Consider the following 26,564-nt stretch of genomic DNA (forward strand, 5'->3'; position numbering starts at 1 on the left):
TCCTTCACAGCAGGTCGGCATCGAGCAGGTACAGGCTGTGGCTGCCTGCCCTGACGCTGGCGCTGAGCGAATGGGTGCGTGGCAGCAGGCGAGCGAAGAAGAAGCGCGCGGTAGCCAGCTTGCTCTGGTGCAACGGCTCGGGCTGTAAGGTGTTCAGGGCGACTTCAGCCATGCGTGCCCACAGGTAGGCATACAGCGTGTAGCCGAACGCATGCAGGTACTCCACCGACGCAGCGCCTATCTCCTGGGGGTTGCCCTGGCCACGGTCGAGCACCCAGTCCGTCAGTTCGTCCAGTTCGTCCAGTGCCGCCAGCAGCGGAGTCGCGAACTCGGCTGAAAACGCCTCGGCGCAGGTGCGGATCTCTGCCGACAGCAAGCGGTAGGTCTGGCCACCATCGCCCAGCAGCTTGCGCCCCACCAGGTCGAGGGCCTGGATGCCGTTGGCGCCTTCGTAGATCTGGGTAATGCGGCAATCGCGGATCAGCTGTTCCTGGCCCCATTCACGGATATAACCGTGGCCACCGAACACCTGCTGGCCATGCACGGTGGTTTCCAGGCCCATGTCGGTGAGGAAAGCCTTGGCCACCGGCGTCAGCAAGGCCACCCTGGCCTCGGCCAGACGACGCGCGCCGGCATCCTCGCTGTACTTGGCCAGGTCCAACTGCAGCGCCACGTAGGTGGAAAACGCCCGACCGCCTTCGTTCAGTGCCTTCATGGTCAGCAGCATGCGCCGCACATCCGGGTGCACGACGATCGGGTCGGCGGCCTGCCCGGGCGCCTCGGCGCCGGTCGGTGCACGGCCCTGCAGGCGGTCGCGGGCATAGGCGATGGCGTTCTGGTAGGAGCGCTCGCCCAGGGCCAGGCCCTGAATTCCCACGCCCAGACGCTCGTAGTTCATCATGGTGAACATGGCATTGAGGCCCTTGTTCGGCTCGCCGACCAGGTAACCGATGGCGCCGTCGAAGTTCATCACGCAGGTGGCCGAGGCCTTGATGCCCATCTTGTGCTCGATCGAAGCACAACTGACCGCGTTGGCCTCACCCAGCGTGCCATCGTCCCCGACCCGCACTTTCGGCACCAGGAACAGGGAAATGCCCTTTGCACCTGCAGGTGCATCAGGCAGGCGGGCCAGCACCAGATGAATGATGTTCTCGGTCAGGTCCTGCTCACCCCCGGTAATGAAGATTTTGCTGCCGCTGATCCGGTAGCAGCCATCGGCCGAGGGTTCGGCGCGGGTGCGCAGCAGGCCCAGGTCAGTACCACAGTGCGGCTCGGTCAGGCACATCGAGCCCGTCCAGCGCCCTTCATACATCGGCGGCAGGTAACGGGCCTTGAGTGGCTCGCTGGCGTGGTTGAGCAGTGACAGGCAGGCGCCTGCGGTGAGCATCGGGTACAGGCCGAACGACAGGTTGGCCGCGTTGAGCATTTCTTCGAGCTGGGCGCCGATCACTTTCGGCATGCCCATGCCGCCATATTCCGGGGCGCCGGCCACACCCACCCAGCCATCTTCGGCAAACGCCCGGTAGGCGTCGGCAAAGCCATCCGGGGTGATTACGCGACCGTTATCCCAACGGCAACCCTGCTCGTCACCACTGCGGTTGAGCGGCGCCACCACGTCGGCAATCAGCTTGCCGGCCTGTTCGAGCACGGCCCGGGCGGTGTCGGCATCGACCTGCTCGGCCAGCGCCGGGGTCTGCGCCCACCAGGCCGGGATATCGAACACTTCGTTTAACAGGAAATCCATGTCGCGCAGTGGCGGAAGGTAATCAGACATGAGGCGAACACTCGGTTTCTGGGGTTGACGAACGTGACGCGGCGCGGGCCCGGCTTGCCGCCGGGGCGCCATGGCCACGCAGGAGGAAGTGCGACAGCGCCGGGATCAGCACCAGCGCGCCGAGCATGTTCCAGAGGAACATGAAGGTCAGCAGCAGGCCCATGTCGGCCTGGAACTTGATGGGCGACCAGGCCCAACCGACCACACCGGCGGCCAGGGTGATGCCCACCAGGCCGACCACGCGCCCGGTGAAGGCCACGGCCTTCTTATAGGCCTGGGCCAGTGGCAGGCCGGCACGCTGGTGATGCAGCTGGACGCTGAGCAGGTACAACGCATAGTCGACGCCAATGCCTACGCCGAGAGCGATCACCGGCAAGGTGGCGACCTTGACGCCGATGCCCAGGGCCACCATCAGCGCTTCGCACAGCAGCGAGGTGAGCATCAATGGCAGGACGGCCACCACGGTGGCGCGCCAGCTGCGGAAGGTGAACAGGCAGAACAGGGTAACGGCCAGGTACACCAGCAGCAGCATGCGATGGTTGGCCTCGCGCACGACGCTATTGGTGGCGGCCTCGATACCGGCACTGCCGGCGGCCAACAGGAACTGACGATCCTCGCTACCGTTGGCCTGGGCGAAACGCTCGGCGGCGACGGCGACCTGCGCCAGGGTGTCGGCACGGTGGTCCTTGAGGTAGGCGATCACCGGCATCAGCGAGCAGTCGTTGTTGAACAGCTCAGGGGTGTTGACCGAGGCCTGCTGGGCGGCGTAGTTGAGCACGTCCTGGTTGCGCTGCAGGCTGTTCAGGCGCGGGTTGCCCTCGTAGGTGCCGGCGGTGATCTGGCGCACCGCGTTGGCCAGCGACAGCGTGGTCTGCACCCCAGGCAACTGTTGCAGCTCCCAGGCCAGGCGGTCGGCGAGCACCAGCGTCTGGTAGCGCAGGCAGCCTTCCGGCGGTGTCTTGACCATCACTGCAAAGGTGTCACTGCTGAGCGCGTAGTGACGGGTGATGAAGGCGTTGTCGCGGTTGTAGCGCGAATCGGCGCGCAACTCCGGGGCACCGCTGTCGAGGTCGCCGATCTTCAGCTGCAGGCTGCCCCATGCACCGATGGCGGCCAGCACCATGGCTACCAGCAGTGCACCGCTGGCCCACTTGCGCTCGGTGAAACGGTCTAGCACGTCCCACACGCGGCCAAAGCCCCGGTGCTGCGCCGCGCGGGCATCGATGTACAAGGCGCGCTCGGCGGCCTTGCGGCCGACACCGACGTACGACAATGCCACCGGCATCAGCAGCAGCGAGGTGAAGATCAGCACCGCCACGCCGATGCTGGCGGTGATGGCCAGGTCCTGGATCACCGGGATATCGATCAGCATCAACACGGCAAAGCCCACCGCGTCCGCCAGCAGCGCGGTGACCCCGGCCACGAACAGGCGGCGGAAGGTGTAGCGTGCGGCGATCTGCCGGTGAGTGCCGCGGCCAATGTCCTGGAGGATGCCGTTCATCTTCTGCGCAGCGTGGGACACACCGATGGCGAAGATCAGGAACGGCACCAGAATCGAGTACGGGTCGATGGCATAGCCCAGCCAGGCGACGATGCCCAGCTGCCAGACCACTGCGGTCAGCGAACACAGCACCACCAGCAAGGTGCTGCGCACGCAGCGGGTGTACAGGTAGATGATCACCAGGCTGGTGACCACGGCCAGGGCAAAGAACGCCATGACCTGGATCAGCCCATCGATCAGGTCGCCCATCAGTTTGGCAAAGCCGATCACGTGGATCTGGTACTGGCCGCTGGCCTGATAGCGGCTGCGCAGGTGTTCGAGCTTTTGCGAAAAGGCCCGGTAGTCAATGCCTTTGCCGGTGGCCGAATCCTGGTCCAGCAGCGGCACGATGAGCATGCTCGACTTGAAGTCGCGGGCCACCAGGCTGCCGACGATACTGGCGCGTTCGATGTTCTGCCGCAGCTGTTCGATGTCGGCAGCCGTACCTCGGTAGCCGTCGGGCATCACCGGGCCACCCTGGAAGCCCTCCTCGGTGACCTCGGTCCAGCGCACTGCCGGGCTCCACAACGATTTCATCCAGGCGCGGTCGACGCCATCGCTGAGAAACAGCTCGTCGTTGATCTGGCGCAGGGCCTGCAGGTAGTCGGGGTCGAAGATGTCGCCGCGGGTATTCTCCACCACCACCCGCACCGAGTTGCCCAGGCCGCGCAGCGATTGGCGGTTTGCCAGGTAGTTCTGGATGTAGGGGTGGCTCTGCGGCAGCATTTTTTCGAAGCTGGGGCGCAGTTCCAGGCGGGTCAGTGCCAGGTAGCCGAGCACCAGAGTGGTCAACAGCATGCCCAGCACGAAGGCCAGGCGGTGGTTGAATACCAGGCGCTCCAGGCGATTGCCCGAACGGGGGTCGAAGTCGGCAAGGTCGTGGATCACCGGCAGTGGGTCTTGGCGGATATCGGCCATCAGGGTCTTCTCTCGTCGAAGGTACGCGCGCCCCGCTCGCCCACCAGTACCAGGCCGGTACCGGCGTCGTCGGTGAGCGCGGTCACCGGGCCACGTGTGGCTTGTGGCTGCAGTCTGAAGCTGGCGCCACCGTCGCGGCTGAGCAGCAGGTCGCCGGCCTGGCTGGCCAGCCAGACATCGCCGCCTGTGCCAAGGCTGGCCGCCGTGAGGCTGGTCTTCACCCCACTGCTGACCGGTTGCCATTGCTGGCCGCCATCGGTGCTGCGGTAGGCATTGCCGCGCAAGCCGTAGATCAGCAGCAGCCCGGGTTTGCCCACGGCGCCGAACAAGGTGCCGGCATACGGCGTCGGCACCTGGTCGAAGCGTTCGCCTGCGGCATCCAGCTTGAGCAACAGGCCCTGCTCGCCGGTGATGTACAGCGCGTCACCGACCGGCGCCAGGCTGGTCAGGTGCAGGCCCTGCGGGTTGTCGCTGTGGTCCTGCCAGGGCAACCAGTGCTGGCCGCCGTCCACGGTGCGCAGCAACAGGTTGAACAGGCCCACGGCATAGCCGTGCTGGTCATCGCTGAACCAGACATCGAGCAAGGTGCTGTCGGTACCCTCGGCCAATTCACGGCCATCGAGCTGCTTTTCCCAGTGCTGGCCACCGTCGCGGCTGTGCAGCACCACGCCGTCGTTGCCCACCGCCCAACCGTGTTGGGCAGTGGGGAAGCTGACGGCATTGAGATCGGCGCTGACCGGCACCTGGGCTTGCTGCCAGTGCGCACCCTGGTCATCGGAATACAGGATGTGCCCGCGCGGGCCCACCGCCACCAGGCGCCCACCGGCCCGGGTCACATCACGCAGCGCACTGCCCGCGGCCAATGCACTGGGCATGGCCGGCAGGTCCAGCACGTCGGTGAAAGGCGCTGCCTGGAGCGCGCCTTGCAGCGCGCCCCAGAGCAGTATCGCCACGCTGCATCGTTTGAAGACAGCCATTGCCCACCTCTGCGCCATGCGCTCAGCGAATGCCGTTGCCGGCCAGCGACTCAGGCGACCACTGCGCCTTGGACAACGGGTCGATGTAGCGGATACCGCCGTAGGCGCCGACCACCCCGTTGAGGTTGTAGGTGCCGCCGACCAGGTCGTAGATCATGAACGGCGTGGCATCCGGGGTCTGTTTGTCGTAGCTCTGGGTGAGGAAGGCGAATGAGCCACGGTACAGCTGGCCGCGGGCGTCATACTGGTCCGAGGCCAAGGCCACCCAGCTGTCCTCGTCGAGGTAGAAGCGGCGCTTGTGGTAGATGTGCCGTGCACCGTCCTTGAGCTTGCCTTCGACCACCCACACGCGGTGTTTTTCCCAGCGCACGAACTGCGGGGCAAGATGATTGGGGGTGATCAACTGCTTGACGTCGGTGTTGTAGGTCAGCTGGTAGGTGTTGTACGGCACGTACATTTCCTGCTTGCCGACCAGGGTCCAGTCGTAGCGGTCAAGGGCGCCGTTGAATACGAACACGTCGTCGTAGGTGCCAGACCCTGAAGTCCCCGGGTTGGGTGTGTCGTAGGCCAGGTTCGGCGCCAGCTTGACCCGACGCTGCCCCGGCAGGTACTGCCAGGCGCTGCGCGGCTGCACCAGCGGGTTGGCGGCATCGCGCAGCATCATCGCTTCACCGGCACGACGGGCGGGGCCGGTATACACCAGTTTCATCTGGTAGTACGTGTCCTTGGCACCGATCGGCTTGTTCATGTCTTCGTAGATCGGGTAGCTGATGTTGGCCTGGCCGGTGGTCGACAGCGACGGCTTGCCGGCGGCGTCGACGTTCCACGAATCGTACTTGGCGGTCATGCTCACGCCCTGATAGCGCAGCAGGAAGTTCCACATCGCCTCGGCGCCGTTCTGCGGGATCGGGAACGGAATGCCCGGTAGCACGTTGTCCACTGCAGTGCCGCCCTCCTGGCTCTTGGCGCCGGTGGCATTCTTCAGGGTGTTGTCCAGCACCGCCTGGGGCAGCGCCACGCTGCGATGGGTCGGGTAGACATCGACGCGCATGGTCGGGAAGCGCTTGAGCAGTTCCAGGGTGGTGGCCGTCAGCTGGGCTTTGTACTGGTCGGCGTTCTTGCCATCGATGACCAGCAGCGGCTTTTCGTTGGCATACGGGTCGGGGCGCATGCTGGCGCCGCTCTGGTAGCTGGCCGGTGGCGTCAGCAAGCCGCCCTGGTAAGCCGGGATCGAGCCATCGGCACTGGCGGCCTGTTCCGCGCCCAGGGTGGTCAGGCTCTTGCCCAGCTTGGCCGCTTGGTCAGGCGATACCGCAGCGTGGGCAGCGTTGAGGGCAGCCAGGGACAGGCAGGTGGCCAACAGGGTTTTCACGTGGTTCATGATTGTTGTTTTCCTGTGAAGTCTGTGGAGGACAGGTCTCAGAACGTGGTCTTGAGGGTCAGGTACAGGGCGCCACGGTCTTCGGTGGTGGCACCACCGCCGGAGAAGGAGGCGTAGCCGCCGCCGTAGCAGGTGTAGTCCTGCTCGCCATCGAGGGCGTTCGGTGTGCTGCCGTCGGTCTGGCCATCCTTGCAGGACTGGGTCTTGCCGAAGCTATCGACGTATTTGAGGTCGACGAAGTACTGGTTGTAGATGGCGGCGCTGACGCCCACCGCATAGTTGCCGGTGTCCTTGGCACCGCCACCCTGCACTGGCGACACACCGTCGATGCCGACGTTGACCGAAAGCGGCATGCTCAGGTCGATACCTGGCATCACCTGGAACCAGGTGGGCGTGAAGTTGACGGCAATTCCCCAGTTGTCACGGGTCGGCTGGTCGATGCCGCGGTAGCTGCTCTTGCCCTTGTACAAGGCCTCGTTGTGGCCATCGAGCTTGAGCAGGTTGCTGTAGAACAGCTCGCCCAGCAGCGTCGCCGAATCGAACAGCGGCGTGTTGCCGAGGGTCATCAGGCCGTTGAGGGTCCAGTGCAGGGTCTCGCCGGTGGCACTCAGGCTGTCGCCGTCCTTGGGCACGTCGTAGACCACACCGCTGCTGGCCAGGCGTGGCGGCAGCAGACCGAAGCCGCCGCCCAGGCCAGCCGTGCCGGGGGCACTGACGATCGCCGGGATGCTCGCCAGGGGCATGTGGTGGCGAATGTTCAGGTCGCTGCCGACGCTGATGCCGCCGATGTCCTTGGACAGGCTCAGGCCATAGATGTCGATGTCGTCGGAGTAGGCGAACTGGTAGGTGGTGCTCTGCAACGAGTTGTACAGGTTGCCGACCGCACCCTGGCGGCTGGCCGGGGGCGCGCCGAACGGGCCGCGGGCCACGGTCATGCCGCGTGCGTCGAGCCAGGCCTGCGGCAGGATCTCGGAGGTCTTGCGGTAGTAGAAGCCCATCGTGCCGCCGAGCCACTCGGGCGACCACTTGGCCATGACGCCCCAGTCGCCGCTGTTGCGCGGGGTCAGGTCATCGCCACGGCGGATGCTGGTGAGCGCACCGCGCACCGGGATCAGCCCCGGGGTGCCGGTGTGGCCGAGCAGGAAGCTCTGGGCGCCCTCGCCCACCACGTCGGAGCCTCCGTAGTAGGTACCGGCTTCCGGCAGGCGCGCAGCATCCCAATCGAAGAAATACTGGGCGCCCAGGGTCAGCTCAGGGTTGACCATGAACGAGGTGGACAACTGGTTGCGGGGGACGAACAGCTCCTTGGCTTCGGTACCCGGCGAGGCAGCCAGCTTGGCCAGGTCCAGCCCGGACTGGCCGTAGCTGAGCGAGTGCACCGGGTTGAGCAGGGTTTCCCCCCAGAACAGGTTGTGCTGGCCGACTTTGGCGCTGATTTGCGATTGCTCGCCCACCTCGCGGCTGAAGAACACGAAGGCATCCAGCACCTCGCCCGAAGGGCCGCTGTAGTAGCGCTGCGCATAGTGGCTCAGGTGCGGGCTACCCAGCGGCACACCGGTGCCCGGCAGGCCATTGAGGCTGGGATTGATGCCAGACTGGTCACCGTTGCCGTTGACCAGCCGGTTGCTGTTGGAGCCGGTATTGTCATAAGCCTTGTCGTACCAGCTGGCGGTACTGACGCGAAAGCCGGTGTTGCCCTGGTAGACCACGTCCAGTTCGGTCAGCAGGTCGACGCGGTTGGTGATGTTGGTGCCGGCCTTGCGGAAGTTGTAGTCACCGTCATTGCTGTTGGGCGTGCCCAGCAGACGTTTATCGGCGCTTTCAGTGCGCACGCCATAGTTGTACTTGACGGTATTGTCGAAGCGTACGGCCCAGTCTTCGCTGCCGGTAGTCACTTCGAAGGCTTGCGCGCCGGGCAGGCTGAGCAGGCTGATGGCGCAGGCGAGCAGGCAGCGCTGTGGTTTCACAGCACGGTGGATGCGGTGTTGTGGCATGGCGATGACTCCACTTATTGTTCTTGTTGTTCATGGCCGCCCGTCATCTGCGGGCTTGGCTTGGGCATCCGTGCGGGGTTGGCAGGTCAGTGGTCCAGGCGACGAATCAGGTTCTCGGCCAGCGGCCAGGGGCCAAAGCCGGCTGCCGGGTTGAGGTGGCCGACCGGCCCAAGGGCAACCAGTTCGCTGCCCCAGGCCTGGGCCATGACGCCAGCGGCGTCGAAACTGGCCAGCGGGTCGTTGCTGCTGGCGGCGACGATGCTGGGGAACGGCAGCGGCGCCCTCGGCAACGGCGACCAGCCCTGCTCGGCCAGGCTTTGCGGGCTGGGGTAGTGGGCCGGCCACTGGGCGTGCAGATCGGGCGGTGCTGCCAGCAAGGCGCCTTTGATCGGCCGCTGATAGCGAGCGGCCCAGTGGGCCACCATGAGCACGCCAGCGCTGTGCGCCACCAGCACCACCTCACCGTCGATCTGCTCAAGCTCGCGCTGGATGGCTTCGACTCGGGCATCGCAGCTGAGCCTGTCGACCCGCAGCGGCGGTACGCTGCGGGCCTTGGCAAGGCGCGCCTGGAGCAAGGTCTGCCAATGCTCGCTGACATGCTCGCGCAGGCCAGGGATGATCAGCACGGTGGCGGTGGTTTGCAGTTTTTCCACGTCAGAACCTCGTTTTGCATCGGGGCTTGGATCGGGTACGAGGTTCACAGTAAAGAGGGGGCTCGGCGGGTGCTTCACATTGCACGTCAGTGACTTTTCATTTGATGACAAGCGGCGTTTACTGGCTTGTGCTTCTCAATGGATGACACGCAGGCTATAAATCACAGACCGTTTGACGGAAAACAATAAAAATGCCCGCCCTCGTCCGTGCCGCCAGCCTGACCAACTACCTCGAAGTGTCCCGCCATGTGGGCCTGAACCCCACCCCCTTGCTCGCCCAGGTGGGCCTCAGCGCTGCCCTGCTGGAGGACCCCAACCGGCGTATTCCGGCGGCCAACGTGATTGCCCTGCTGGAAGAGTCGGCCCGTGTCAGTGGTTGTGAAACCTTCGGCCTGCGCATGGCCGAATCGCGTCAACTCTCGGATTTCGGCGAGATCAGCCTGCTGCTCAGCCATCAGCGCAACCTGCGCGATGCCCTGGAAGTGATCGTCCAGTATCGTCACCTGCTCAACGATGCCCTGGCCATCCATGTCGAGGAAGCCGGCAAGACGGTCATCATTCGCGAAGAAGTGATCAACGAGCGGGCGCCGTGCAGCCGCCAGGCCACGGAGCTTGCCATCGGCGTGATGCTGCGCCTGTGTGCGGCGCTGCTGGGTGGCCAGTGGCACCCGATCAGCGCCAACTTCACCCATGCCGCGCCGGCCGACCTGGCCATCCATCGACGTATCTTCGGCTGCACGCTGGTGTTCGGCAGCGAGTTCAACGGCATCGTCTGCCCCGCCGCCGACCTCGACTGCGCCAGCCCCCAGGCCAACGAGGCCATGGCGCGCCTGGCACGGCGCTACCTGGACACCCTGCCTGCCGGCGGCACGCCGTCCCTGGAGCTGGAGTTGCGCAAGACCATCTACCTGCTGCTGCCCATGGGCCGCGCCACCATCGAGCAGGTGGCGCAGACCCAGGGCATGAATGTGCGCACCCTGCAACGACGCCTGGAAGAAGACGGGCTGACGTTCAAGGACATGATCAACAACGTGCGCCGCGACCTGGTGATGCGTTATCTGGAAAACCCCACCTATTCGCTGGGGCGCATCGCCGACATGCTCGGTTATTCGATGCCCAGTTCGTTCACCCGCTGGTTCATTGCCCAGTTCGGCATGCCACCCGCCACCTGGCGGGCACAGCATGCCGTGCAGGGGGCCTGAACACCCGAGTGCACCTCGGTCAGCGTCAGGCCGCTACGTGACAAGGCATCGATACTGCCCTCATCGCCCGCTCTCCTCGTCGCTCAGCACGATGTACACCCGCTGGCCCTGGCATTCGACCGGGTAGCTGTTGACCTTCAGCGCCGTGGAGTTGAGCAGGTAGCCGCTGGCCAGGTCGAAGCGCAGGCCATGGGCGCAGCACTGGATGACCCGGCCCTCCAGGCGCCCGCTGCACAGCGAGGCACCTTGGTGCGGGCAACTGTCGTCGATCACGTAGAGGGTATCGGCCACATTGAACACGGCCAGGCTCTTGCCGTGGCTCTCCACCAGCACACGCTCGTTGCGCTCAGGCACCTGGTTCGCCGCCAGGGCGATACGCCGACTCATGCCGGCACCTGTACTTGCAGGGCTTCAAGCATGGCCGCGAACAGCACATCAGCAGGTTGTGCCCCAGGAATCAGGCGGCCCTCATTGAAGCGGAAACAGGGCACCGCACTGCCGGCGCGCCCGGCACCGTCGAGGAACGGGCCGCCATCTTCACGCAGGCAATCGACCACTTGCGCCGCCTCCAGCCCACAAGACTGGGCAACGGCGAGCAATACCCGGCTGTCGCCCAGGTCGCGGCCCTGATGGAAGTAGGCAATGAACAGCTGAGTCAGCAGGGTTTCAAGCCGCCTGGCGCTGAGCAGGCCGGACGCACGCTGCAGCAAGCGGTGGGCATTGGCAGTGTTGGGCATGCGGCGGATACGCGCGAAGTCAATGTCTTCACCCACTACGCTGGCCGCTGCTCGCACCTGGGCCTGGCGCTCGCGTACGGCCTGCTCGCTGCCCAGTCGTTCTACATAGAAGGCGTGGAATGGCAAGCCATTGGCAGGCAACCCAGGCAGCAGCTGGACGCCGCGCCACTGCAAGGCCACCTCCACCTGTGGCTGCTCGCGCTGCAGCATCAACAGGGCGGCCTGCAGTTGCCGTTGGCCGATCAGGCACCACGGGCAAATGAAATCGAAGAACACTTCGACGGACAACGTCTGTTTCACGAACTCAACTCCTCGGTACGGCTGACCGATGCTTGCAGACGCTCCATGTCGCAGTGGTAATGGCGTTTGGCGATGAAGAATACGGCGGCGGCGGCGATGCTCATCAACGGCACCAGCTGGAACGCAGCGTGCAGACCGATCAGGTCGGAAACACGGCCGGTAATCAGCGGGCCGGTCGCCAGGCCCAGCAGGTTGTTGGCCAGGGTCAGGGTGGCGAATGCAGTGCCGTGCACGGCGGCGTGGGTCAGGTTGGCGACCATGGCACTGGACGGGCCGTTGGTGCCGACGGCGATCATCATGCCCAGGCCGATCAGTACCAGCTGCGCGGTGCCTGCCGGTAGCGCAAAGGCCACCGACAGCAGCAGGCAGCCGCCCAGGCAGTAGCCGATGGCCAAGCTGATCTTGCGGTCAGGCCGCTGACGGCCCAGGCGGTCACAGAGCATCGCGCAGAGGATGGTACCGATGCCGCTGCACAGCACGATCACCGCGGCGATCGCTCCAGCGCGGTCGGTGCCCATGGCGTAGTAACGGTTCAGGTAGCTGGGCATCCACACGATCACCGTGCCGCCGACAAACAGTTGCAAGCCGCTGCCGATGTACGCAGCGATCACCGAGCGCGAGCCGTACAGGCTGCGCAGCGGGTGGCTCGCCTTGACCTCGGCCGGTTCGGCGCCGCTGGCGGTGATGCAGGCCTCCTTGACGATAAGTGGGTACAGCAGTGCCAGCACCAGGCCGAACAGGGCCATGCCGGCGAATGCCCAACGCCAACCCAGGTGCTGGGCCAGCACGCCGCCCAGGGCCATGCCCAGTACCGAGCCGAACATGCCACCGGCCATGAAGGCGCCGGCCAGGGTCGAGCGCATGTCGCGGGGGAACACCGCCACCACCACGGCAATGCCGACGCTGCCATAGGCGGCCTCGCCGACACCCACCAGGAAGCGGGCGATGAACATCTGCGGGTAGTTTTCTGCCACGGCGCAGCCCAAGGTCGCCAGGCTCCACAGCACGGCCATCAAGACCAGGCTACGGACCCGGCCAAAGCGGTCGGCCAGCAATGACAACGGGAAGGTCAGCAGGCCGACCATCAGTGCGACGATGCCGCTGAGCAGGCCGAGCTGGCTGTCGCTCAGGGCCCACTCGCCCTTGAGCAGCGGGAATACCGCGTTGAGCACCTGGCGCGACATGTAGTCGGAGATCAACAGGCCGAAGGTCAGGGCGAAGACGACCCAGGCATAGCGCCTGGGTACGCTGTGCGCAGTGTCGCTGCCGGGTGCCTCGGCACTGGCAAGATAGGTGGCCATGCTGCCTCCTCGGGGTATCTGGCGTGGGTGGTGTTCTTGTTGTTATGGGTTACAGCCAAAATCTTTACCGCGTGGGCTGGCCTCTACGGGGCCCCGACGTGCCCGCGAAGAGGCCGGTCCTGCCTGTCAGGCCCGCTGCGGCACCCCCTTCTGCCCCGGCTGGCGATTCGGTGCCATGCCGTTGGCCTTGAGGGTCTGCTCGATGCTGGCGTACTGCTCGCCAATGCGGTAAATGGCCCGGGCCTCTTTGCCATTGGCCACTTCGCGGCCCAGTTCATGGGCCACGCGCACGGTCTGCTGGATCTGCTGCACCGAGCCGAAGCGCTTGCCATGCTGGTCGATGATGGTGTCTTCGTTGCCGCAACGGGGATGCAGGCCCATGGCCAGGGCCATGGTGTTGAACGGCAGCACGTTCTTCAGTAACGATTCAGCAGTCAACGTGCAGCCATCCGGTGCGCGGTGGATGAAGTTGAAGAAGTTGAACGGGTTGGGGCCGTCGAAACCGCCACCGATCCCGATCCAGGTCAGGTTCAGCGGGCCCATGTAATCACCCCGGCGAACGATGCGCTCGAGGGTTTCCAGGGCATGCATGCCGGTCAGCTGGAAGTGCGGCTGGATACCACTGGCCTGCAAGCGGCGCAGGTGTTCGCGGACCCAGGCCGGCCCGGCAGGCACGGTCATTTCGCTGTAGGCAGCGTGAATGGCCGGGTGGGCCAGGGAGGTGCCTTGCAGATACTCCGGATACAGCAGCTCCATGATGTTCATTTGCGTGGTGTTGATCGCCACGGTCACCTGGTCAGGGCGCGGGGTCAGCTCGGCGAGCATGTGCCGCGTGTCGTCGGACAGCCACTTGGCGGCCTCGCCTTCGCCCTCGGGGGCGAAGGAAATCGAACCTCCGACCTGGATGATCATGTCGGGCACCGCTTCGCGCACCCCGGCGATCAGCTCGTTGAACTTGGACAGGCGCTTGGAGCCCTTGCCGTCCAGTTCGCGCACATGCAGGTGCAGCACGGTGGCGCCGGCTTCATAGCAATCGACTGCCTTCTGCACCTGCTCGTCCATGGTCAGCGGGATATCTTCGGGGAAGTCCTCGGGCATCCACTCCGGGCCATACGGGGCGACGGTGATGATCACCTTTTCCATGTTTTCCGGGTGCAACGAATCGTCGAAGAATTGCATGCAGTAGTCCTCGCTATTGTTATTGTGCTGTGCGCCGCGTGCGTGCGCGGCGGTTGACTCAGTAGGTGGGGCTGCCCTTGATCCCCGCACGCTCCATCTTGCGATGGCACGCCGGGTAGTCCATGACCGCATAATGCTGGGTGCTGCGGTTGTCCCAGATGGCCACGCTGTTGGGCTTCCAGCGCCAGCGCACCTGGTATTCGGGCAGGTAGGCCTGGCTGACCAGGTAGCGCAGCAGGTCGGCGGCGCCGGGGTTGGCGTCCTGGCCGAAGCGCACGCGCTGGGGCGTGTGGTAATTGCTGAAATGGGTGGTGAAGGCATTGACGAACAGCACCTGCTCGCCGGTGTCCGGGTGCGTGCGAACTACCGGGTGTTCGGCATCCGGGAACTGCGCCTTGAGTGCCAGGCGTTTTTCGATCGGCATGGCGGCGCCGAAGCTGGCTTCGATGCTGTGGCGTGCGCGCAGGCCTTCGATCTTCGCCTTCACGTCACTTGGCAGGTTTTCATAGGCCAGCACCATGTTCGCCCACATCGTGTCGCCGCCCACCGGCGGGCACTCGACACAGCGCAGCACGCAGCCCATGGGCGGTGCCTCGCGCCAGGTGGCGTCGGTGTGCCAGGCGTTTTCATAGCGGTCATTGGGCTGGTCAGGGCGCTTGTAGATCTGCACCAGGCCTGGGTGCTCCGGGTCGCTGCCGGCTACCGGGTGGTCTTCCAGCTCGCCAAAGCGCCGGGCGAAGGCCACATGCTCGGCACGGCTGAAATGCTGGTCACGCAGGAACAGCACACGGTGCTTGAGCAACTGCCCGCGCAGTAGCTCGAACAGGTCGTCGTCATGGATCGCGTCAGCCAGGTTGACCCCGGTTATTTCGGCGCCGATCGCACAGGTCAGTTGTTCGATGTGCATGCTGTTGCCCTCTTCAGATGACGAAGATCGACGAGCCGGTGGTCCTGCGCGCTTCCAGGTCACGATGGGCCTGGACGGCGTCCTGCAGGGCATAATGCTGGTTGATTTCGATGCGGATGCGGCCGCTGCTGACGTGGTCGAACAGCTCGCCGGCCAGGTCGGCCTTTTCGGCAGGGTCGGCAATGAAGTCGGCCAGTGCCGGGCGGGTCAGTTGCAGCGAGCCCTTGATCGCCAGCAGCTGTGGGTCGAACGGCGGGATGGTGCCGGAGGCGGTACCGACGCAGACCATCAGGCCACGGCGCTTGAGCGAATCGAGCGAGCCCATGAACGTGTTCCTGCCGACGCTATCGAACACCACGTTGACGCCGACGCCATCGGTGAGTGCTCGCACTCGGCTGGCCACGTCCTCGACGCTGTAGTTGATGATCTGGTTGCAACCATGGGCGCGGGCGATCTCGGCCTTGGCCTCGGTAGACACCGTGCCAATCACATTCAGCCCCAGCAGGCGCGCCCACTGCGCGACAATCAGGCCGACTCCACCCGCCGCCGCGTGCAGCAGCACGGTGTCGCCGGGTTTGAAGGCGTACAGCCGGCGCATCAGGTAGGCCGCCGTCAGGCCGCGCATGGTCATGGCGGCAGCGGTCTCGAAGGCAATGGTTTCCGGCAGCTTGATCAGCGCCGCGGCGGGGATCAGACGTTCGCTGCAATAGGCGCCGAGGGTGTTGAGGAAGCCGGTGTAGGTCACCCGGTCACCCACCGCCACCTGGGTCACGCCCTCGCCTACCGCCTGCACCACGCCGGAGGCTTCCACGCCAATGCCATTGGGCAGCGGGATCGGGTAGGTGCCGTTGCGAAAATAGGTGTCGGCATAGTTCAGGCCCACCGCCACCTGACGCAGGCGCACCTGGCCCGGGCCGGGTTCACCGACCTCGGCGTCCTCGTAACGCAGCACTTCGGGGCCACCGGTCTGATGGAAACGTACGACTTTGGACATGCTTGTCTCTCCAATCATCGATCTGAACGCGGGGCGTCAGTTCTGGGTAACTGGAATGTAAGCGCTTGGGGTGTGGGGTGCTTCGCATCGGGCGACAGCGGGTTTTCATTTGATGACAGAGCGCCGGGGCTGGGGCTGCAATGTTTTCTTCATGAGCCACCTTGATGGCTAGCAAAGGCCCGACTAATACTTAAATCTCTGCCTGGGGAGGCACGAAACATGCAACCAAGATTCGTTATCGTTCCGGCGGTGCCCATCGAAAAGCAGTCGTTCCGCATCGGCACTCGTTACTACGCGGCGACCGAATGCGGCGGTTTCGATATCTATGACAATCAGGAAAAGGAGCGGCTCAAACCCAGTTACCCGAGCAGGACGGATGCCGAGGTACAGTGCCGAAACATGAACATGGCCAAGCAAACCAGGTAGTCAGCTACCCTGACCGTCATGCGTGAGGGCCGGCAAGCCGGCTCTCAGCGAACTGCGCCGTCATCAGCCTTGCCGGCCTCGCCGTCCTGCCACCCGGCAATCAGGCGCTGGGCATTGGCATCGCAATCCATGCCCTGTGGCTTGCTCTGCATCCCGGCAATCACCGCTAGCAATTGCGCGCGGTTCTGCGCCAGGCGTAACTGCATGGCTTCGATTTCAGCCACCTTGCGCTTGAGGCTTGCCAGCAGCAGGTCATGCCGTGCTGGGCCGTCACCCGCTGCGCTGGTCAGTTTGCGCATTTCTTCCAGACTGAAGCCTGCCTGCTGTCCGCAGGTGATGATCTCCAGCGACCTCACCGCCTGCTCTGGGTAGTCCCGGTAACCGTTGCCCAGGCGTCGAGCCTCGATCAGGCCGCTGGCCTCATAGAAACGGATGCGTGATGCGCTGAGGCCCGTGCGTCGGGCCAGTTCGCCAATTTTCATGAGTGGATGAAATTCCCTGTTGACCTTAAGGTTTACTTTAACCTTAGCCTTCTCCAAAACCCAACCCGCCCGACGCCCGGCGCTACCTTGGAGAACACCGCATGTCCCCCTTCCAGCCCCTGCAACTGCCCAATGGCAGTGTCATCCCCAACCGCTTGGCCAAGGCGGCCATGGAAGAAAACCTCGCCAATCAGGACCAGACCCCTTCCGATCGCTTGCTGCGCCTGTATCAGGCCTGGGCTGAAGGCGGCGCCGGCTTGCTGCTGACCGGTAATGTCATGGTTGACCCCGGCGCCATGACCGGCCCGGGCGGCGTGATGCTCGATGACAGCCAACCGTTGCAACCTTTTCGCCAATGGGCCGAGGCCGGTCGCGCCAAGGGCGCGCAGTTCTGGATGCAGATCAACCACCCCGGGCGGCAGATGCAGGCCAACCTCGGCCAACCCACCGTGGCACCCTCGGCGGTGGCGCTGGACATGGGCGGTCTGTCGAAGCTGTTCCCGCAGCCCAAGGCCCTGGACGAAGGCGAAATTGCCGCGCTCATTCAGCGCTTCGCCCGCACTGCGGCACTGGCCGAACAAGCCGGCTTCAGCGGGGTGCAGATCCACGCCGCCCACGGCTACCTGCTCAGCCAGTTTCTTTCGCCACTGACCAACCGCCGCCAGGACCGTTGGGGTGGCAGCCTGGAAAACCGCGCGCGGCTGCTGCTGGAGGTGGTCAAGGCGGTGCGCGAGGTGGTGTCTCCTGGCTTCAGCGTGGCGGTCAAACTCAACTCGGCCGACTTCCAGCGCGGCGGCTTCGAGCCTGCCGACGCGCGCCAGGTCGTGCTGTGGCTGAACGAACTGCCGGTGGACCTGGTGGAACTGTCCGGCGGCAGCTACGAAGCACCGGCCATGCAAGGCGACGCCCGCGACGGGCGCACCCTGGCACGGGAGGCCTACTTCCTGGAGTTCGCCCGCGAAATCGCCGCGATCGCCCGGATGCCGGTGATGGTCACCGGTGGCATCCGCCGCCTCCCCGTGGTCGAACAGGTGCTTGCCAGTGGCGTGGCCATGGCCGGTATCGCCACCGCACTGGCGGTCGACCCCAACCTGCCTCGACGCTGGCAAGCCGGCGAGACCAAGGCCCTGGCCGAACTGCCGCCGATCCGCTGGAAGCGCAAGGCATTCGCCGCCCTGGCCTACATGGCGCTGGTCAAGCTGCAGATGCGCCGGCTGGCCCAGGGCAGCAAAACCAAGGCCAAGGCCTCCCCTCTGGGAGCACTGCTGCTGGAACAGTGGTGCACCCTGCGCCGGGTGAAGCAATACAAGCGTATGATGGCTAACCGGCTGGATTGATGCTGTTCGATCATGGCCGGGTCGACCATTCAGGCTATTGACGCCAATGGCAGCCGGTCAATCCAGGCATTCTCGTGCGGCCAGGCGCAACTTGTCACTCGACAGGAAACTGCCTTTGTAGAACGTTGCGCGGCTACCTTCGCGGTACTCAACGACTTCCAGCACTTCGTCTGACGTCACGGCGCTGGGCGCGGTCAGCCGATAACCGTGATTGATCGACTTTTGCGTAGTATGAGGGGACAGCGCCTGCCACTTTGGCAGGACGCAGGCGGCATAATCTTCCGGGGATTTCGAGGTCAGCTTACTGGCGGTAGGCTTGCCTGGGTTTGCGCAAGCGGCAAGGCTGACAATGACTGCGAAACTGAACAAGATACGAAGGGTTGGCATTTGCAATTAACCAGGCAGAAACGTGTGCCATTCTATCCGGGATCGAGCCAATGCAAAAAGCCCGCTTGTGTGCGGGCTTTGTTCTGCTGCAAATCATCACTTCAAGCTTTTTTGCACATCAGCGCCGCATCGAGCAGCCTGCCATGGTCGTACCAGGCGTCGCGCTGGTAAGCAGTGAACTGGCGGTCGGTTCCCGTACCGTGCAGCTCCACCAGGCCATCGGCCTTGTTGGGGTCGGTACTTTCAACGTACAGCTTGACCGAGTTGCCGGTGTCCACTTCATAGGTTTTGACACTGACCGGAAGTTCGCCTTTGACGCACCCCAGATAGGCTGGCGTGCTTCTCTCGGTGGTGCCAGACGTATAATCATGGCCACTTCGCACATCCGGGTTCTGTGCGCACCCGGCCATGAACAGCGTAGCGGATGTGGATAACAGTACTGCACCTGCAACCGATCTTGAGTTCTTCACGCGACACGCTCCTGCTGCCCCTTCTAGAACTTGAAAAGTGGCCAAGCACACCGCCCTTTTTTGGTTTTCATTGCCCAATGGTACTGCGCAATACAGACAGCACGATAGGCTTGTTGGCTATAGAGATAATGGCCAATGACCCTTAGGATTTTCGACTTTCGAGTTATTTCTTTAGGCCAACGGAACGATTCAAGCAGCCCTGATTCTCATGCGTATCGACCCGGCGCATCGTTCAGGAGCAACCCATGCTGTGGTGGCTGGAGATACTCGCTCAGTTCATGGTTTCCGCAGGCCTTGCCGTGTTCAGCATTTTCGTTTTCTGGGCCTGTACGCTGCTGTTTGGCCGGACTTACAGCAAACTGATGTCAGCCGTACTGGCGGTGGCATTGCTGGGCATTGCGGCCTTTCCGCATGGTGCGAGCTTTGCCGTCAACCAGCAAACGCTGCTGGGGGATGGCAGCGATTTCCTGTTGCTGGTGGCGGACGCGATGGGCGTGATCAGTGCCATCATCATTGCGTCGTTCTTCTTCAACCCAGAACGGTTGCTGGATGAAGCGTGACTGGCAGGCAGGCTACCTTGTATCAGTAGTGACGGTATCCTGCTGCCCCGTGTCGAGGAGATAAACATGAGCATTCGCAGCCTTGCCAGACATCTTCCTGCAGACCCTGATAAAGAAGGCTGGGTGCTTGGCTGGGGCGTGCTGCGAGCCTTGCACCCTTGGCACTTTGTCGACGTCTATGCCGACCAGAAAACCGCCAGGGCCGAGGCGCAGCGCCGTGGCGATGGCTATGTGGTCGAATTTGGCTCGCACCGACTCGGTTCGGATGAATTCGTCTGCGGTATAACCCCACCTGAAGGGTGACAGTTAGATCATGCCCACGGCAAACGCTCGGACGGAAGACGGCTGACGTTCAACCGTCAAAGAAGCCGCTCAACGTTATGGCCGAACGAATACCGATAGCCTCTACAGAACGCATCCCATTCATCGCCCGACCAGCCGGACCTGCGCTTGACCTGCCTCAAGTCGTGCCGTGCAGCCCGCTTCGCGGTAAGACGTTGCCTGGCCTTCTCAAGATCCAGCAAGGCCACCTTGATGCTCGGCTCGCTGAAATCGACAAAGACATGCTTCAGATACAGGCAACCGTGCTGCCAACGGCCAACGTTCAACCTGGCGAGTACTCGGCCATACGCCTCCAGGATTTCGTGGTGACGCCTGGACCCGAGTGATTGGTCGAGGTGGTTGGCGTAGAAGTCCTCCAGCGACAGGTAACCGTCCAGCGCTGCCGTCACCATCACGGCATGCCACTCCCCGCCCTGTTTACGGACATGGGCGTGGACAAGCGATGGCGTTGATACACCTAATGATGCAGCCGCACGCAGGGCCTTCGCTTCACGCGCAACTGTCGGGTAGCCCAACGGGTGCAACAAGCTTCGATAGACATGCCCGACTTGCTGTTTCTTGTAGAAAGTCAGGCCCTCCAGCTCGACGCGAAGTACACCACTCTCCCCGCCTCTGCGGATATTGGGGGGCTCCACCCATTTCCCGGGGGCGCCGAGGATATCCTCTACAGGTGGGTGGGAGGGTCTCATGTTTGTTGAATTATTAGTCATTGAGCACTCACTCATTTGCCAGCCTTGGCGCGGCGAGACTCGGAATATAAACCCCTGATCTCACCGGCGGCTACCGCAGATATCACCGTCGGCACGCCCTGGCTGTAATGCTTGTGACCTCTTTCTGCCAAGAGGGCGCGCCAGAGGGGTTCAGCCGCTTTGGCTTTGAACGTACTGTTCAGCCATGACCTTCCCCTCCAGAATGGCTTCAGTCGAAGAGGAAAAAGGCCGACTCACCCGCAGCGTTCGTGCCGTTGCACCTGGTTTCCCTACTTCAACCAACATTCCGGTGGGGAACTCGATACTCGACTCCCACAGTACGTATATGGATGCCTGGTAGCCCAGGTAGGAATGGACGTAAAGGTCATGACTGGTGGACTGAAGGCTCATCACGTTCTCCAACTGGGCGCCTCGAATGCGCCTCTGATGGAGATACGACAGGTGCCTTTGCAGAAGCGTTCCGTTTCCCGCCCACAGGGAGGAGCTACCCGAAGCAAGCGCAGCGGCGGTACGGAGATTGAAAGCGCTGGAGGACGAGGTGGGTTGGTCCGTGGTCCGGACCAACCCTTAACGCTATTTAGCCCGCAGCCACCGTCGGTATCACTGCATGCACGCCCTCGACTGCGATTTTTCGTGCCCTTCCTACACCCCACGCCATCGCACGGGTCATCGATTCGCCTGGACGGGCAGCGAACGACTCCTCGTGAACCGCCATGCCTTGAGGTGCATAAACGCCTATGAACATCTGCGTTTGACCGGTCCTTGAAAGCCTTACCTGAACATCAATGTGCGTGCCGTCGTCGAGCGTTTCGTCATGGGTCCGGTGGTGCAGCGTCGGGTCTGCCCAATCCCAGAACACATTTCCACGAACTCGCATGTGACCCTCCTTCAATCTTGTATTTAAGATCCATAGGAAGATCAAAGTAAGGCGCATCAAATAACTTTCAAGTGCCCTTTACCGAAAACAATACTTGAACGACAGGCGGCCCGAAAACTGATACAAAACTATAATTTTGTATAAGTTCTGGAGGGCATTTGTGAAACTTCGCGGCCCTCGCCAGCTTCGCTTCCGCTCGGTAGCGACTCGGCAAATTCAATCCACTGTTTAAATGCAGCCCGGTGCGCCTCGCACATGGCTTGCCAGTCCGGCCCACCAAGACGGCCATAGGCCACCTGGTTCATCGTTGATGAAACAAGCGAATCGAGTTCGCGAAGCAACGTGTATGCGCGGTACCTTCTTTCACGTTCCGGCATGGTCCTGCCCCCCACAATGCACAGCAAGGTTTGAGCCTGTCCGAGGCTTCTGCCTGGTAGACCTTCATGGCCTGCCTTCTTTCCATCAATGCTAACCGTTCCGCCGAATGGCGGCGAGGCGAAGCTATGACTCAGGCATTTCCATGCAGCGCTCGTTCAGGAACAAAGGGCAATTCAGCGAGTCGCCGTTCGGCTTCCTGCCTAGGCAGGATGGAATGCACGTCGAGCAGCCATAGGACCTGCTCACGCGGGGGCACCCGATTCTCAACGGTTTGGGGCGTCGGATAGCGCCCCCCCGTATAACTGCCGCCGCACCTATGCGACAATGCGCTCAATGTCTGGTCCCAACCCCGCATTTATCGCCCAACAGCTCGGGCATGGCGTGCAGATGCTCTTGTCGACTCATGCGCGCTGGATCAACTCGTCCAACGACTGGCAGGAGCTTGCAAAGCTCCAGAGTGGTCCGGAATGGGTCCGTAGCTGCGACGAAGCCACGTAAGTTATTGATAGGTAAGCTCCTTGATCTCCACCGCTAATATCACCATGCACTATCCAATGGGTAGCCCATGGTGCTCTAGGGTAGTAATCATTGGGCGAAACCACACATAGCTACCCACCGAAACGCATCACCTGGTACGCCGATTGGTCCCAGGCCCTTTTTCGACGCCCATGCCGATCATGCATAACACCCCTTCCGATCACACTCCCCGGCGTGCGCTAGCTAGGATTATTTGGCCCTCAATTCGTCCAGGCGTTTGCGAGCGGCTTCCTCGACCACTAGATACAGGCGCTCTATCGCGTCGGCCTCCAACGCTTTTAGCACCTCGAGCCCTTCCACTAGGCTTTCGGCCCGCGCCTGGGCGATCAGACAGTTAACCGCTGTGTCACAGCATTCGATTTCCATCACTCGCTTTCGCAGAAGTCCGTGGATTGCTGGCGGCATGGTAATGCCTGCGATGAATTCACCGGGCTTCAAATCACGATTCACTGATAGAGCCTCCCTTTTCCTGATCATTCATTATCGGCGCAGGGCTGAACGTGCCGAATTCCACTAGCGCCCAGGTCTTCCCAGCCTCGGAAAGCTCCAGCATTTCGACCAGCTCTGCTTCGGTCACGGCCTGTCTTCGATGGGCAGCATAGGCCATCTCATCGAGTACGGCCGACCTTCCTTCGGGATCAGCGATCAAAGCAAATTGGTCGTTCAGTTCATCCAGCCATGCCTTCGGTATCCCGACCATCATTCCCTCCTACACCACCAGGACTGTGCGTAGAGGGTGCCATCCACCTCTTCCACTCTAGTGATATTCATCCCCAGCTGCGACATGCCATTGACACAGGCGTCATGTAGCCGGGGGATTACATCGCCGCTCGGGGTAGGGTTGAAAACCCAAGCCTCTATGCATGGACGGCCGAGCACTTTGCTGTTGCCGTACTCGATATGTACGTCGGCGCGCAGCGGCTGAATCTTGCGAAGCTTTTCTATAGGGATGGCAATGCCGCGCTCTCTGCGGCGAACCAGGAGGAAGTACATCAGTCGCCCCTAATACTGTACGGATGAACAGTATCGTATAGACCTGAATCAAAGCCGGCAATGACCGGTCAGCGGTCGGCACCGTCGCAATGAACCTAGTGCTGATCCGCTGGCACAAGCTAGGCCGTTATCGCGAGTGATCTTGAAGCCCGGCCATTACGCCGGGCCTTTTCGTCTCTACTCCCCTCACCTGGTCATAGGCCGCTTCGCACGCCAGGCCGGCTACCCTGGCCCGGTCATAAGCCGCAGCCAGGACTCCCGCTCTTTCGTCAGCCCGCTTGAGCAAGTGGGAGAGCACCCCGGCGGCGCGGGTGGCTGCCTCGCCTCGGCGGGCAACGCCGGGATCGCCGCAGGCTGCGCCGACACGGGCAAGTTGATTGTCGGCCGCTGCGCGCACCCGGTCATCGACAGCGCCAGCGCCAGCCACATCAGCGGCCACAGCCGCGTTTTGCTCCCTTGCATTCTCTCCCACCTCATCGACGGCGCCCTGGCGCCTTTGTTCTTCCTCTCGCTGCTGGCGCTCGTCGGCGGCCTGGGCCTGCGCTTGCTGCGCTTGCAGGTTGGCCCACTTCTCGCGCCAGCGGCGATCCTCTGCGCCCTTCCCTGCGCCGTACAGCCAAAAACCACACCCGACCAATAGGCCAACCAGAGCCAGGCCGGCAACGGCCGCCAGCGCGCCCCTGTAGCGCTCCAGTAGCGCGTTCATGTCAGCGCCCGGCGGATACCTTCGGCCAGAACGTCGGCCGGGTATTCATAGTTCGCATTTTCGTGACGGATGATCGCGCGCACCAGCGCAGCCATGATCCGCTGATCCTTTACCGTGGGCAGCTCCTGGTCGGCACCGAAACCGGTTTCGGCTGCAACTGCCCGGATGTAGGCGCCGGTGTCGTTCTCCAGGCCGGGCGCATAGCGCGTCAGGATCTGACGAATCGTTTTCAGGCCATGGCCGTGGTAATAGCTGATCAAGATTTTGCCGATGCATCGAATACCGTTTTCGGGGGTGTCGAAGCGGCAAAACCGCGACTCCAGGGCCTTGTCCACGGGCAGCTCACCTACCCACAAGTTGCTTGCGTTGTGGTCGACGTTGCCGGGGTTGCAGTTGCGCACACCCCTGGTAATTGCTTGTGTCATCTTTCCTCCAGGCATAAAAAACCCGCCGAAGCGGGTTGCGATGATCGGTATCGGAATTAGGCCGGTGCCGTTGGCCATTCGATATTGGCCGGGTAGCCCTCCTGGCTCGGCACGCGGCTAAGTTCAACGCGGTACCGCTTCCAGGCTGTGAGGGAGGCTTTGTCGTCGTCGGTGGCCATGTCCAAGTCGGCAGCATCTTGCAGTGGGGCAATTGCAGCGTCGGCCACGGCGCGTAACCGGGCGGCCTCGGCCTGGGCGGCGGCCAGCACCTGGGCGGCAGCGGCGGCGGCTTTCATTTCAGCGGTGATCATCTGCGACCAATCAATGTTAGTCATTGACTGCGACCTCCTGGGGTTGCTCGGGAACGGCGTCGAAGGCTGGCACGTCCACAGAGCCATCCTCGGTAATGGTCATCGGCTCGGGGAACCTAGTGCTTTCCGGGGCGTTCGCCCCATGCGGCAGGCGGAGAGTCAGAATCAGTTCGCCGTCGATACGATCAGCCGAGCCAGGAAACCAGTCGGACAAAATCGCGGCAGCCGGCAGCGTGGCGCCTTCGCTTAGCGGCGAAAAATCGAACGCCTCGCCGTTGACGTGCACCACGTCGCCCTCAACGTCAAGCATTAACGGTTCGTCCATTCGAACTGGGGAGAAAATGATTTTCATGTTTTATTTCCAGCGACCTACAGCCATAAGATCAACCCCAAATGTTTGAGCGGTTGCGCCGTTACGGATACGCGCGTTTACACTATTGGCCGACTTGCCGTAATAACCAACGACCCCATATAGGTCCCACGACCCATTAGGAACCACGCCCGCAGAAATGGCATAACCAACATCAACGAAGTTTATGGGGAATGTCCAAGCATAGTCCACGTTTCCGTTCGCGACACCTTGCTGCGTGGTAACGGACCATGTCCAACAGATTTGCGTTCCGTCAGCATAACGAATATACCGGCCATTTGCATTATTGCCGTACTCAAAAATTGCAGAACTGTTAACATCGCCAGCTACCGCGCCAACAATTTTGTCGTTTGCCAAAACTTGAATCCATGCACTCCATGTACCGGCAGTTTTGGTCCTTCGCCATTGCGTTGATTGGTCAAGCTGCTGCCATGTTTGGGTGGCGTACTGTGCATCAGAGCTTTGACGATGCTGCAAATAACCGTAGTTGCTAGCTGGTGTGCCGGTCACACCAGGAACGGTCCAGTAGTCGATACTTACGGCAACAGTGTCGGCATCACTATTTATGGATGGCAAAGTTCCGCCCAAACCGAAGTCATTAACCCGCAGCAATCGACCTACAGTCGGATCTTCCACTGACGTAGTTGCGTCGAGAAGTGCACCTGTGCCAAGACCTAGGTTAGCACGCGCACCAGCGGTAGTAGTTGCACCAGTGCCGCCCTGCGAAACTGGAATGGTTCGTACTGGCCCTCCACTTATTGGCAAGTATTGAGTGCAAATCCAGGCCGTAGAGCTGAACGCTACAAATTCCGCAATGTCTCCCGAGGCCGTAACGATGTTGGCTGCACCGGGTAGCTGCAAGGCGCTGCTATGCGTGAGCGTCATTGCACCGATGAACCGAACCATTCGGCGGGTGCCAGTGGTGGCCGCATCGAATGCTGTGATAGTAGTGGTACCGCTAATCGTCACAGTGTTGGCAGCAGCTGCACCGATAGCAACTGTTGCGGCAGACGCTAGAGCAACAATGGTCGCTTCGTTGATAGCACCCGTCATCTTTCCACCAGACAGGTTAAGCTTCGTATTCAACGCAGCCTGCTGCGCAGTGGATACCGGCTTGTCGGCGTCACTGGTGTTGCCAACTTGTTCAAGTCCGAGCGCAGTCTTGAACTGTGCATAGGTCAGGACCGAAAGTGAGTTTTCACCAGTGGCAACCATAACCGTGTTAGCAGCCCAGACGGACGCCGCAATGGCCGACAGCTTGGCGCTTACCGGCTGATTCACACCGCCGTCGTAAAGCTCGTTGAAATTGTCGTTCACCTTGTCAAAGGCCGTCCGCGCGTCATCGCCACCGGCGCCACCAGGAGAGGTACCAAGGTTGATTGTTTGTTGAGCCACT

General features: G+C 62.5%; 32 protein-coding genes. 5 read left to right on the forward strand and 27 right to left on the reverse strand.

Annotated elements, in window-relative coordinates; translation table 11 throughout:
* Nucleotides 1–4: 4 nt before the first annotated feature.
* The 6 genes from L6D64_RS08355 to L6D64_RS08380 form a co-directional block, all read right to left on the reverse strand.
* Entirely contained in the window at nucleotides 5–1,774 is a 1,770-nt protein-coding gene (locus L6D64_RS08355) for an acyl-CoA dehydrogenase C-terminal domain-containing protein (RefSeq protein ID WP_176506326.1), read from the reverse strand.
* Nucleotides 1,767–4,232 carry an efflux RND transporter permease subunit gene (locus L6D64_RS08360; RefSeq protein ID WP_176506327.1) on the reverse strand — a complete coding sequence of 822 codons (2,466 nt, stop codon included), beginning with the start codon at nucleotides 4,230–4,232 and terminating at the stop codon, nucleotides 1,767–1,769. The genes L6D64_RS08355 and L6D64_RS08360 overlap by 8 nt, the downstream gene beginning before the upstream one ends.
* On the reverse strand, nucleotides 4,232–5,209 hold the full coding sequence (locus L6D64_RS08365) for a WD40/YVTN/BNR-like repeat-containing protein (protein ID WP_176506328.1): 978 nt from the start codon (nucleotides 5,207–5,209) through the stop codon (nucleotides 4,232–4,234). The genes L6D64_RS08360 and L6D64_RS08365 overlap by 1 nt, the downstream gene beginning before the upstream one ends.
* A 22-nt stretch (nucleotides 5,210–5,231) precedes the next feature.
* Nucleotides 5,232–6,590: a DUF1329 domain-containing protein gene (locus tag L6D64_RS08370; protein WP_176506329.1), complete on the reverse strand. Its 1,359-nt coding sequence runs from the start codon at nucleotides 6,588–6,590 to the stop codon at nucleotides 5,232–5,234.
* A gap of 38 nt (nucleotides 6,591–6,628) precedes the next feature.
* Nucleotides 6,629–8,584 carry a DUF1302 domain-containing protein gene (locus L6D64_RS08375; RefSeq protein ID WP_176506330.1) on the reverse strand — a complete coding sequence of 652 codons (1,956 nt, stop codon included), beginning with the start codon at nucleotides 8,582–8,584 and terminating at the stop codon, nucleotides 6,629–6,631.
* 86 nt (nucleotides 8,585–8,670) lie between these two features.
* Nucleotides 8,671–9,237 carry an RBBP9/YdeN family alpha/beta hydrolase gene (locus L6D64_RS08380; RefSeq protein WP_176506331.1) on the reverse strand — a complete coding sequence of 189 codons (567 nt, stop codon included), beginning with the start codon at nucleotides 9,235–9,237 and terminating at the stop codon, nucleotides 8,671–8,673.
* A 191-nt stretch (nucleotides 9,238–9,428) separates the two neighbouring features.
* Between L6D64_RS08380 and L6D64_RS08385 the strand changes: the two genes are divergently transcribed.
* Nucleotides 9,429–10,439 (forward strand): AraC family transcriptional regulator, encoded by a 1,011-nt coding sequence (locus tag L6D64_RS08385; protein WP_176506332.1) that lies wholly within the window; start codon nucleotides 9,429–9,431, stop codon nucleotides 10,437–10,439.
* Between the two features lie 60 nt (nucleotides 10,440–10,499).
* Here the strand turns inward: L6D64_RS08385 and L6D64_RS08390 are convergent, their stop codons facing one another.
* The 6 genes from L6D64_RS08390 to L6D64_RS08415 form a co-directional block, all read right to left on the reverse strand.
* Nucleotides 10,500–10,826, reverse strand: coding sequence for a Rieske (2Fe-2S) protein (locus L6D64_RS08390; protein WP_176506333.1), 327 nt, complete (start codon nucleotides 10,824–10,826; stop codon nucleotides 10,500–10,502).
* A complete protein-coding gene (locus tag L6D64_RS08395) occupies nucleotides 10,823–11,476 on the reverse strand; it encodes a DsbA family oxidoreductase (protein WP_176506334.1) in 654 nt (217 codons plus the stop codon). Before L6D64_RS08395 ends, L6D64_RS08390 begins: the two co-directional genes overlap by 4 nt.
* The gene (locus L6D64_RS08400; protein ID WP_176506335.1) at nucleotides 11,473–12,777 is read right to left on the reverse strand and encodes an MFS transporter; all 1,305 of its coding nucleotides are present in this window, start codon (nucleotides 12,775–12,777) and stop codon (nucleotides 11,473–11,475) included. The genes L6D64_RS08395 and L6D64_RS08400 overlap by 4 nt, the downstream gene beginning before the upstream one ends.
* Nucleotides 12,778–12,903: 126 nt before the next feature.
* Nucleotides 12,904–13,956, reverse strand: coding sequence for a beta-keto acid cleavage family enzyme (locus L6D64_RS08405; RefSeq protein ID WP_176506336.1), 1,053 nt, complete (start codon nucleotides 13,954–13,956; stop codon nucleotides 12,904–12,906).
* Nucleotides 13,957–14,014: 58 nt separating this feature from the next.
* A complete protein-coding gene (locus L6D64_RS08410; protein ID WP_176506337.1) occupies nucleotides 14,015–14,863 on the reverse strand; it encodes a TauD/TfdA dioxygenase family protein in 849 nt (282 codons plus the stop codon).
* Nucleotides 14,864–14,876: 13 nt separating this feature from the next.
* A complete protein-coding gene (locus L6D64_RS08415; RefSeq protein WP_176506338.1) occupies nucleotides 14,877–15,857 on the reverse strand; it encodes a quinone oxidoreductase family protein in 981 nt (326 codons plus the stop codon).
* Nucleotides 15,858–16,076: 219 nt separating this feature from the next.
* Between L6D64_RS08415 and L6D64_RS08420 the strand changes: the two genes are divergently transcribed.
* Nucleotides 16,077–16,283 (forward strand): hypothetical protein, encoded by a 207-nt coding sequence (locus tag L6D64_RS08420; protein WP_054884570.1) that lies wholly within the window; start codon nucleotides 16,077–16,079, stop codon nucleotides 16,281–16,283.
* A gap of 44 nt (nucleotides 16,284–16,327) precedes the next feature.
* On the opposite strand, the gene L6D64_RS08425 is transcribed toward L6D64_RS08420, so the two are convergent.
* Nucleotides 16,328–16,765 (reverse strand): MerR family transcriptional regulator, encoded by a 438-nt coding sequence (locus L6D64_RS08425; protein ID WP_176506339.1) that lies wholly within the window; start codon nucleotides 16,763–16,765, stop codon nucleotides 16,328–16,330.
* A 101-nt stretch (nucleotides 16,766–16,866) separates the two neighbouring features.
* Here L6D64_RS08425 and L6D64_RS08430 point away from each other — a divergent pair, with 101 nt between their 5' ends.
* Nucleotides 16,867–18,102 carry an NADH:flavin oxidoreductase/NADH oxidase family protein gene (locus L6D64_RS08430; RefSeq protein WP_176506340.1) on the forward strand — a complete coding sequence of 412 codons (1,236 nt, stop codon included), beginning with the start codon at nucleotides 16,867–16,869 and terminating at the stop codon, nucleotides 18,100–18,102.
* Between the two features lie 57 nt (nucleotides 18,103–18,159).
* On the opposite strand, the gene L6D64_RS08435 is transcribed toward L6D64_RS08430, so the two are convergent.
* Together L6D64_RS08435 and L6D64_RS08440 are read right to left on the reverse strand one after the other, a co-directional pair.
* Nucleotides 18,160–18,489 (reverse strand): hypothetical protein, encoded by a 330-nt coding sequence (locus L6D64_RS08435; protein ID WP_054884573.1) that lies wholly within the window; start codon nucleotides 18,487–18,489, stop codon nucleotides 18,160–18,162.
* Nucleotides 18,490–18,590: 101 nt separating this feature from the next.
* Nucleotides 18,591–18,959, reverse strand: a complete 369-nt coding sequence (locus L6D64_RS08440; protein ID WP_176506341.1) for a hypothetical protein — start codon at nucleotides 18,957–18,959, stop codon at nucleotides 18,591–18,593.
* A gap of 245 nt (nucleotides 18,960–19,204) precedes the next feature.
* Between L6D64_RS08440 and L6D64_RS08445 the strand changes: the two genes are divergently transcribed.
* The gene (locus L6D64_RS08445; RefSeq protein WP_176506342.1) at nucleotides 19,205–19,519 is read left to right on the forward strand and encodes a hypothetical protein; all 315 of its coding nucleotides are present in this window, start codon (nucleotides 19,205–19,207) and stop codon (nucleotides 19,517–19,519) included.
* A 66-nt stretch (nucleotides 19,520–19,585) separates the two neighbouring features.
* Complete coding sequence (locus tag L6D64_RS08450) at nucleotides 19,586–19,822, forward strand: hypothetical protein (protein WP_176506343.1); 237 nt, start codon at nucleotides 19,586–19,588, stop codon at nucleotides 19,820–19,822.
* A 56-nt stretch (nucleotides 19,823–19,878) separates the two neighbouring features.
* On the opposite strand, the gene L6D64_RS08455 is transcribed toward L6D64_RS08450, so the two are convergent.
* The 12 genes from L6D64_RS08455 to L6D64_RS08510 form a co-directional block, all read right to left on the reverse strand.
* Nucleotides 19,879–20,571, reverse strand: coding sequence for a lipopolysaccharide kinase InaA family protein (locus L6D64_RS08455; RefSeq protein WP_232244352.1), 693 nt, complete (start codon nucleotides 20,569–20,571; stop codon nucleotides 19,879–19,881).
* A 150-nt stretch (nucleotides 20,572–20,721) separates the two neighbouring features.
* On the reverse strand, nucleotides 20,722–20,961 hold the full coding sequence (locus L6D64_RS08460; RefSeq protein WP_176506345.1) for a hypothetical protein: 240 nt from the start codon (nucleotides 20,959–20,961) through the stop codon (nucleotides 20,722–20,724).
* A 187-nt stretch (nucleotides 20,962–21,148) separates the two neighbouring features.
* Nucleotides 21,149–21,448 carry a hypothetical protein gene (locus L6D64_RS08465; protein WP_054884578.1) on the reverse strand — a complete coding sequence of 100 codons (300 nt, stop codon included), beginning with the start codon at nucleotides 21,446–21,448 and terminating at the stop codon, nucleotides 21,149–21,151.
* Nucleotides 21,449–21,576: 128 nt separating this feature from the next.
* The gene (locus L6D64_RS08470; protein ID WP_176506346.1) at nucleotides 21,577–21,825 is read right to left on the reverse strand and encodes a hypothetical protein; all 249 of its coding nucleotides are present in this window, start codon (nucleotides 21,823–21,825) and stop codon (nucleotides 21,577–21,579) included.
* A gap of 727 nt (nucleotides 21,826–22,552) precedes the next feature.
* On the reverse strand, nucleotides 22,553–22,813 hold the full coding sequence (locus L6D64_RS08475; RefSeq protein WP_236192392.1) for a hypothetical protein: 261 nt from the start codon (nucleotides 22,811–22,813) through the stop codon (nucleotides 22,553–22,555).
* Nucleotides 22,803–23,066, reverse strand: a complete 264-nt coding sequence (locus tag L6D64_RS08480) for a hypothetical protein (protein WP_236192393.1) — start codon at nucleotides 23,064–23,066, stop codon at nucleotides 22,803–22,805. The genes L6D64_RS08475 and L6D64_RS08480 overlap by 11 nt, the downstream gene beginning before the upstream one ends.
* Nucleotides 23,063–23,356 carry a hypothetical protein gene (locus L6D64_RS08485; protein ID WP_176506348.1) on the reverse strand — a complete coding sequence of 98 codons (294 nt, stop codon included), beginning with the start codon at nucleotides 23,354–23,356 and terminating at the stop codon, nucleotides 23,063–23,065. Before L6D64_RS08485 ends, L6D64_RS08480 begins: the two co-directional genes overlap by 4 nt.
* A gap of 127 nt (nucleotides 23,357–23,483) precedes the next feature.
* Nucleotides 23,484–24,062, reverse strand: a complete 579-nt coding sequence (locus tag L6D64_RS28445) for a DUF2514 family protein (RefSeq protein WP_176506349.1) — start codon at nucleotides 24,060–24,062, stop codon at nucleotides 23,484–23,486.
* On the reverse strand, nucleotides 24,059–24,565 hold the full coding sequence (locus tag L6D64_RS08495; RefSeq protein ID WP_308809881.1) for a structural protein: 507 nt from the start codon (nucleotides 24,563–24,565) through the stop codon (nucleotides 24,059–24,061). The genes L6D64_RS28445 and L6D64_RS08495 overlap by 4 nt, the downstream gene beginning before the upstream one ends.
* Complete coding sequence (locus L6D64_RS08500) at nucleotides 24,544–24,822, reverse strand: tail fiber assembly protein (RefSeq protein ID WP_176506350.1); 279 nt, start codon at nucleotides 24,820–24,822, stop codon at nucleotides 24,544–24,546. The genes L6D64_RS08495 and L6D64_RS08500 overlap by 22 nt, the downstream gene beginning before the upstream one ends.
* Complete coding sequence (locus L6D64_RS08505; protein WP_176506351.1) at nucleotides 24,815–25,150, reverse strand: hypothetical protein; 336 nt, start codon at nucleotides 25,148–25,150, stop codon at nucleotides 24,815–24,817. Before L6D64_RS08505 ends, L6D64_RS08500 begins: the two co-directional genes overlap by 8 nt.
* Before the next feature lie 3 nt (nucleotides 25,151–25,153).
* Nucleotides 25,154–26,563: a pyocin knob domain-containing protein gene (locus L6D64_RS08510; RefSeq protein ID WP_176506352.1), complete on the reverse strand. Its 1,410-nt coding sequence runs from the start codon at nucleotides 26,561–26,563 to the stop codon at nucleotides 25,154–25,156.
* Nucleotide 26,564 lies beyond the last annotated feature (1 nt).

This window comes from Pseudomonas urethralis (assembly GCF_021602465.1).
In the GTDB taxonomy this organism is placed as follows: domain Bacteria; phylum Pseudomonadota; class Gammaproteobacteria; order Pseudomonadales; family Pseudomonadaceae; genus Aquipseudomonas; species Aquipseudomonas vlassakiae.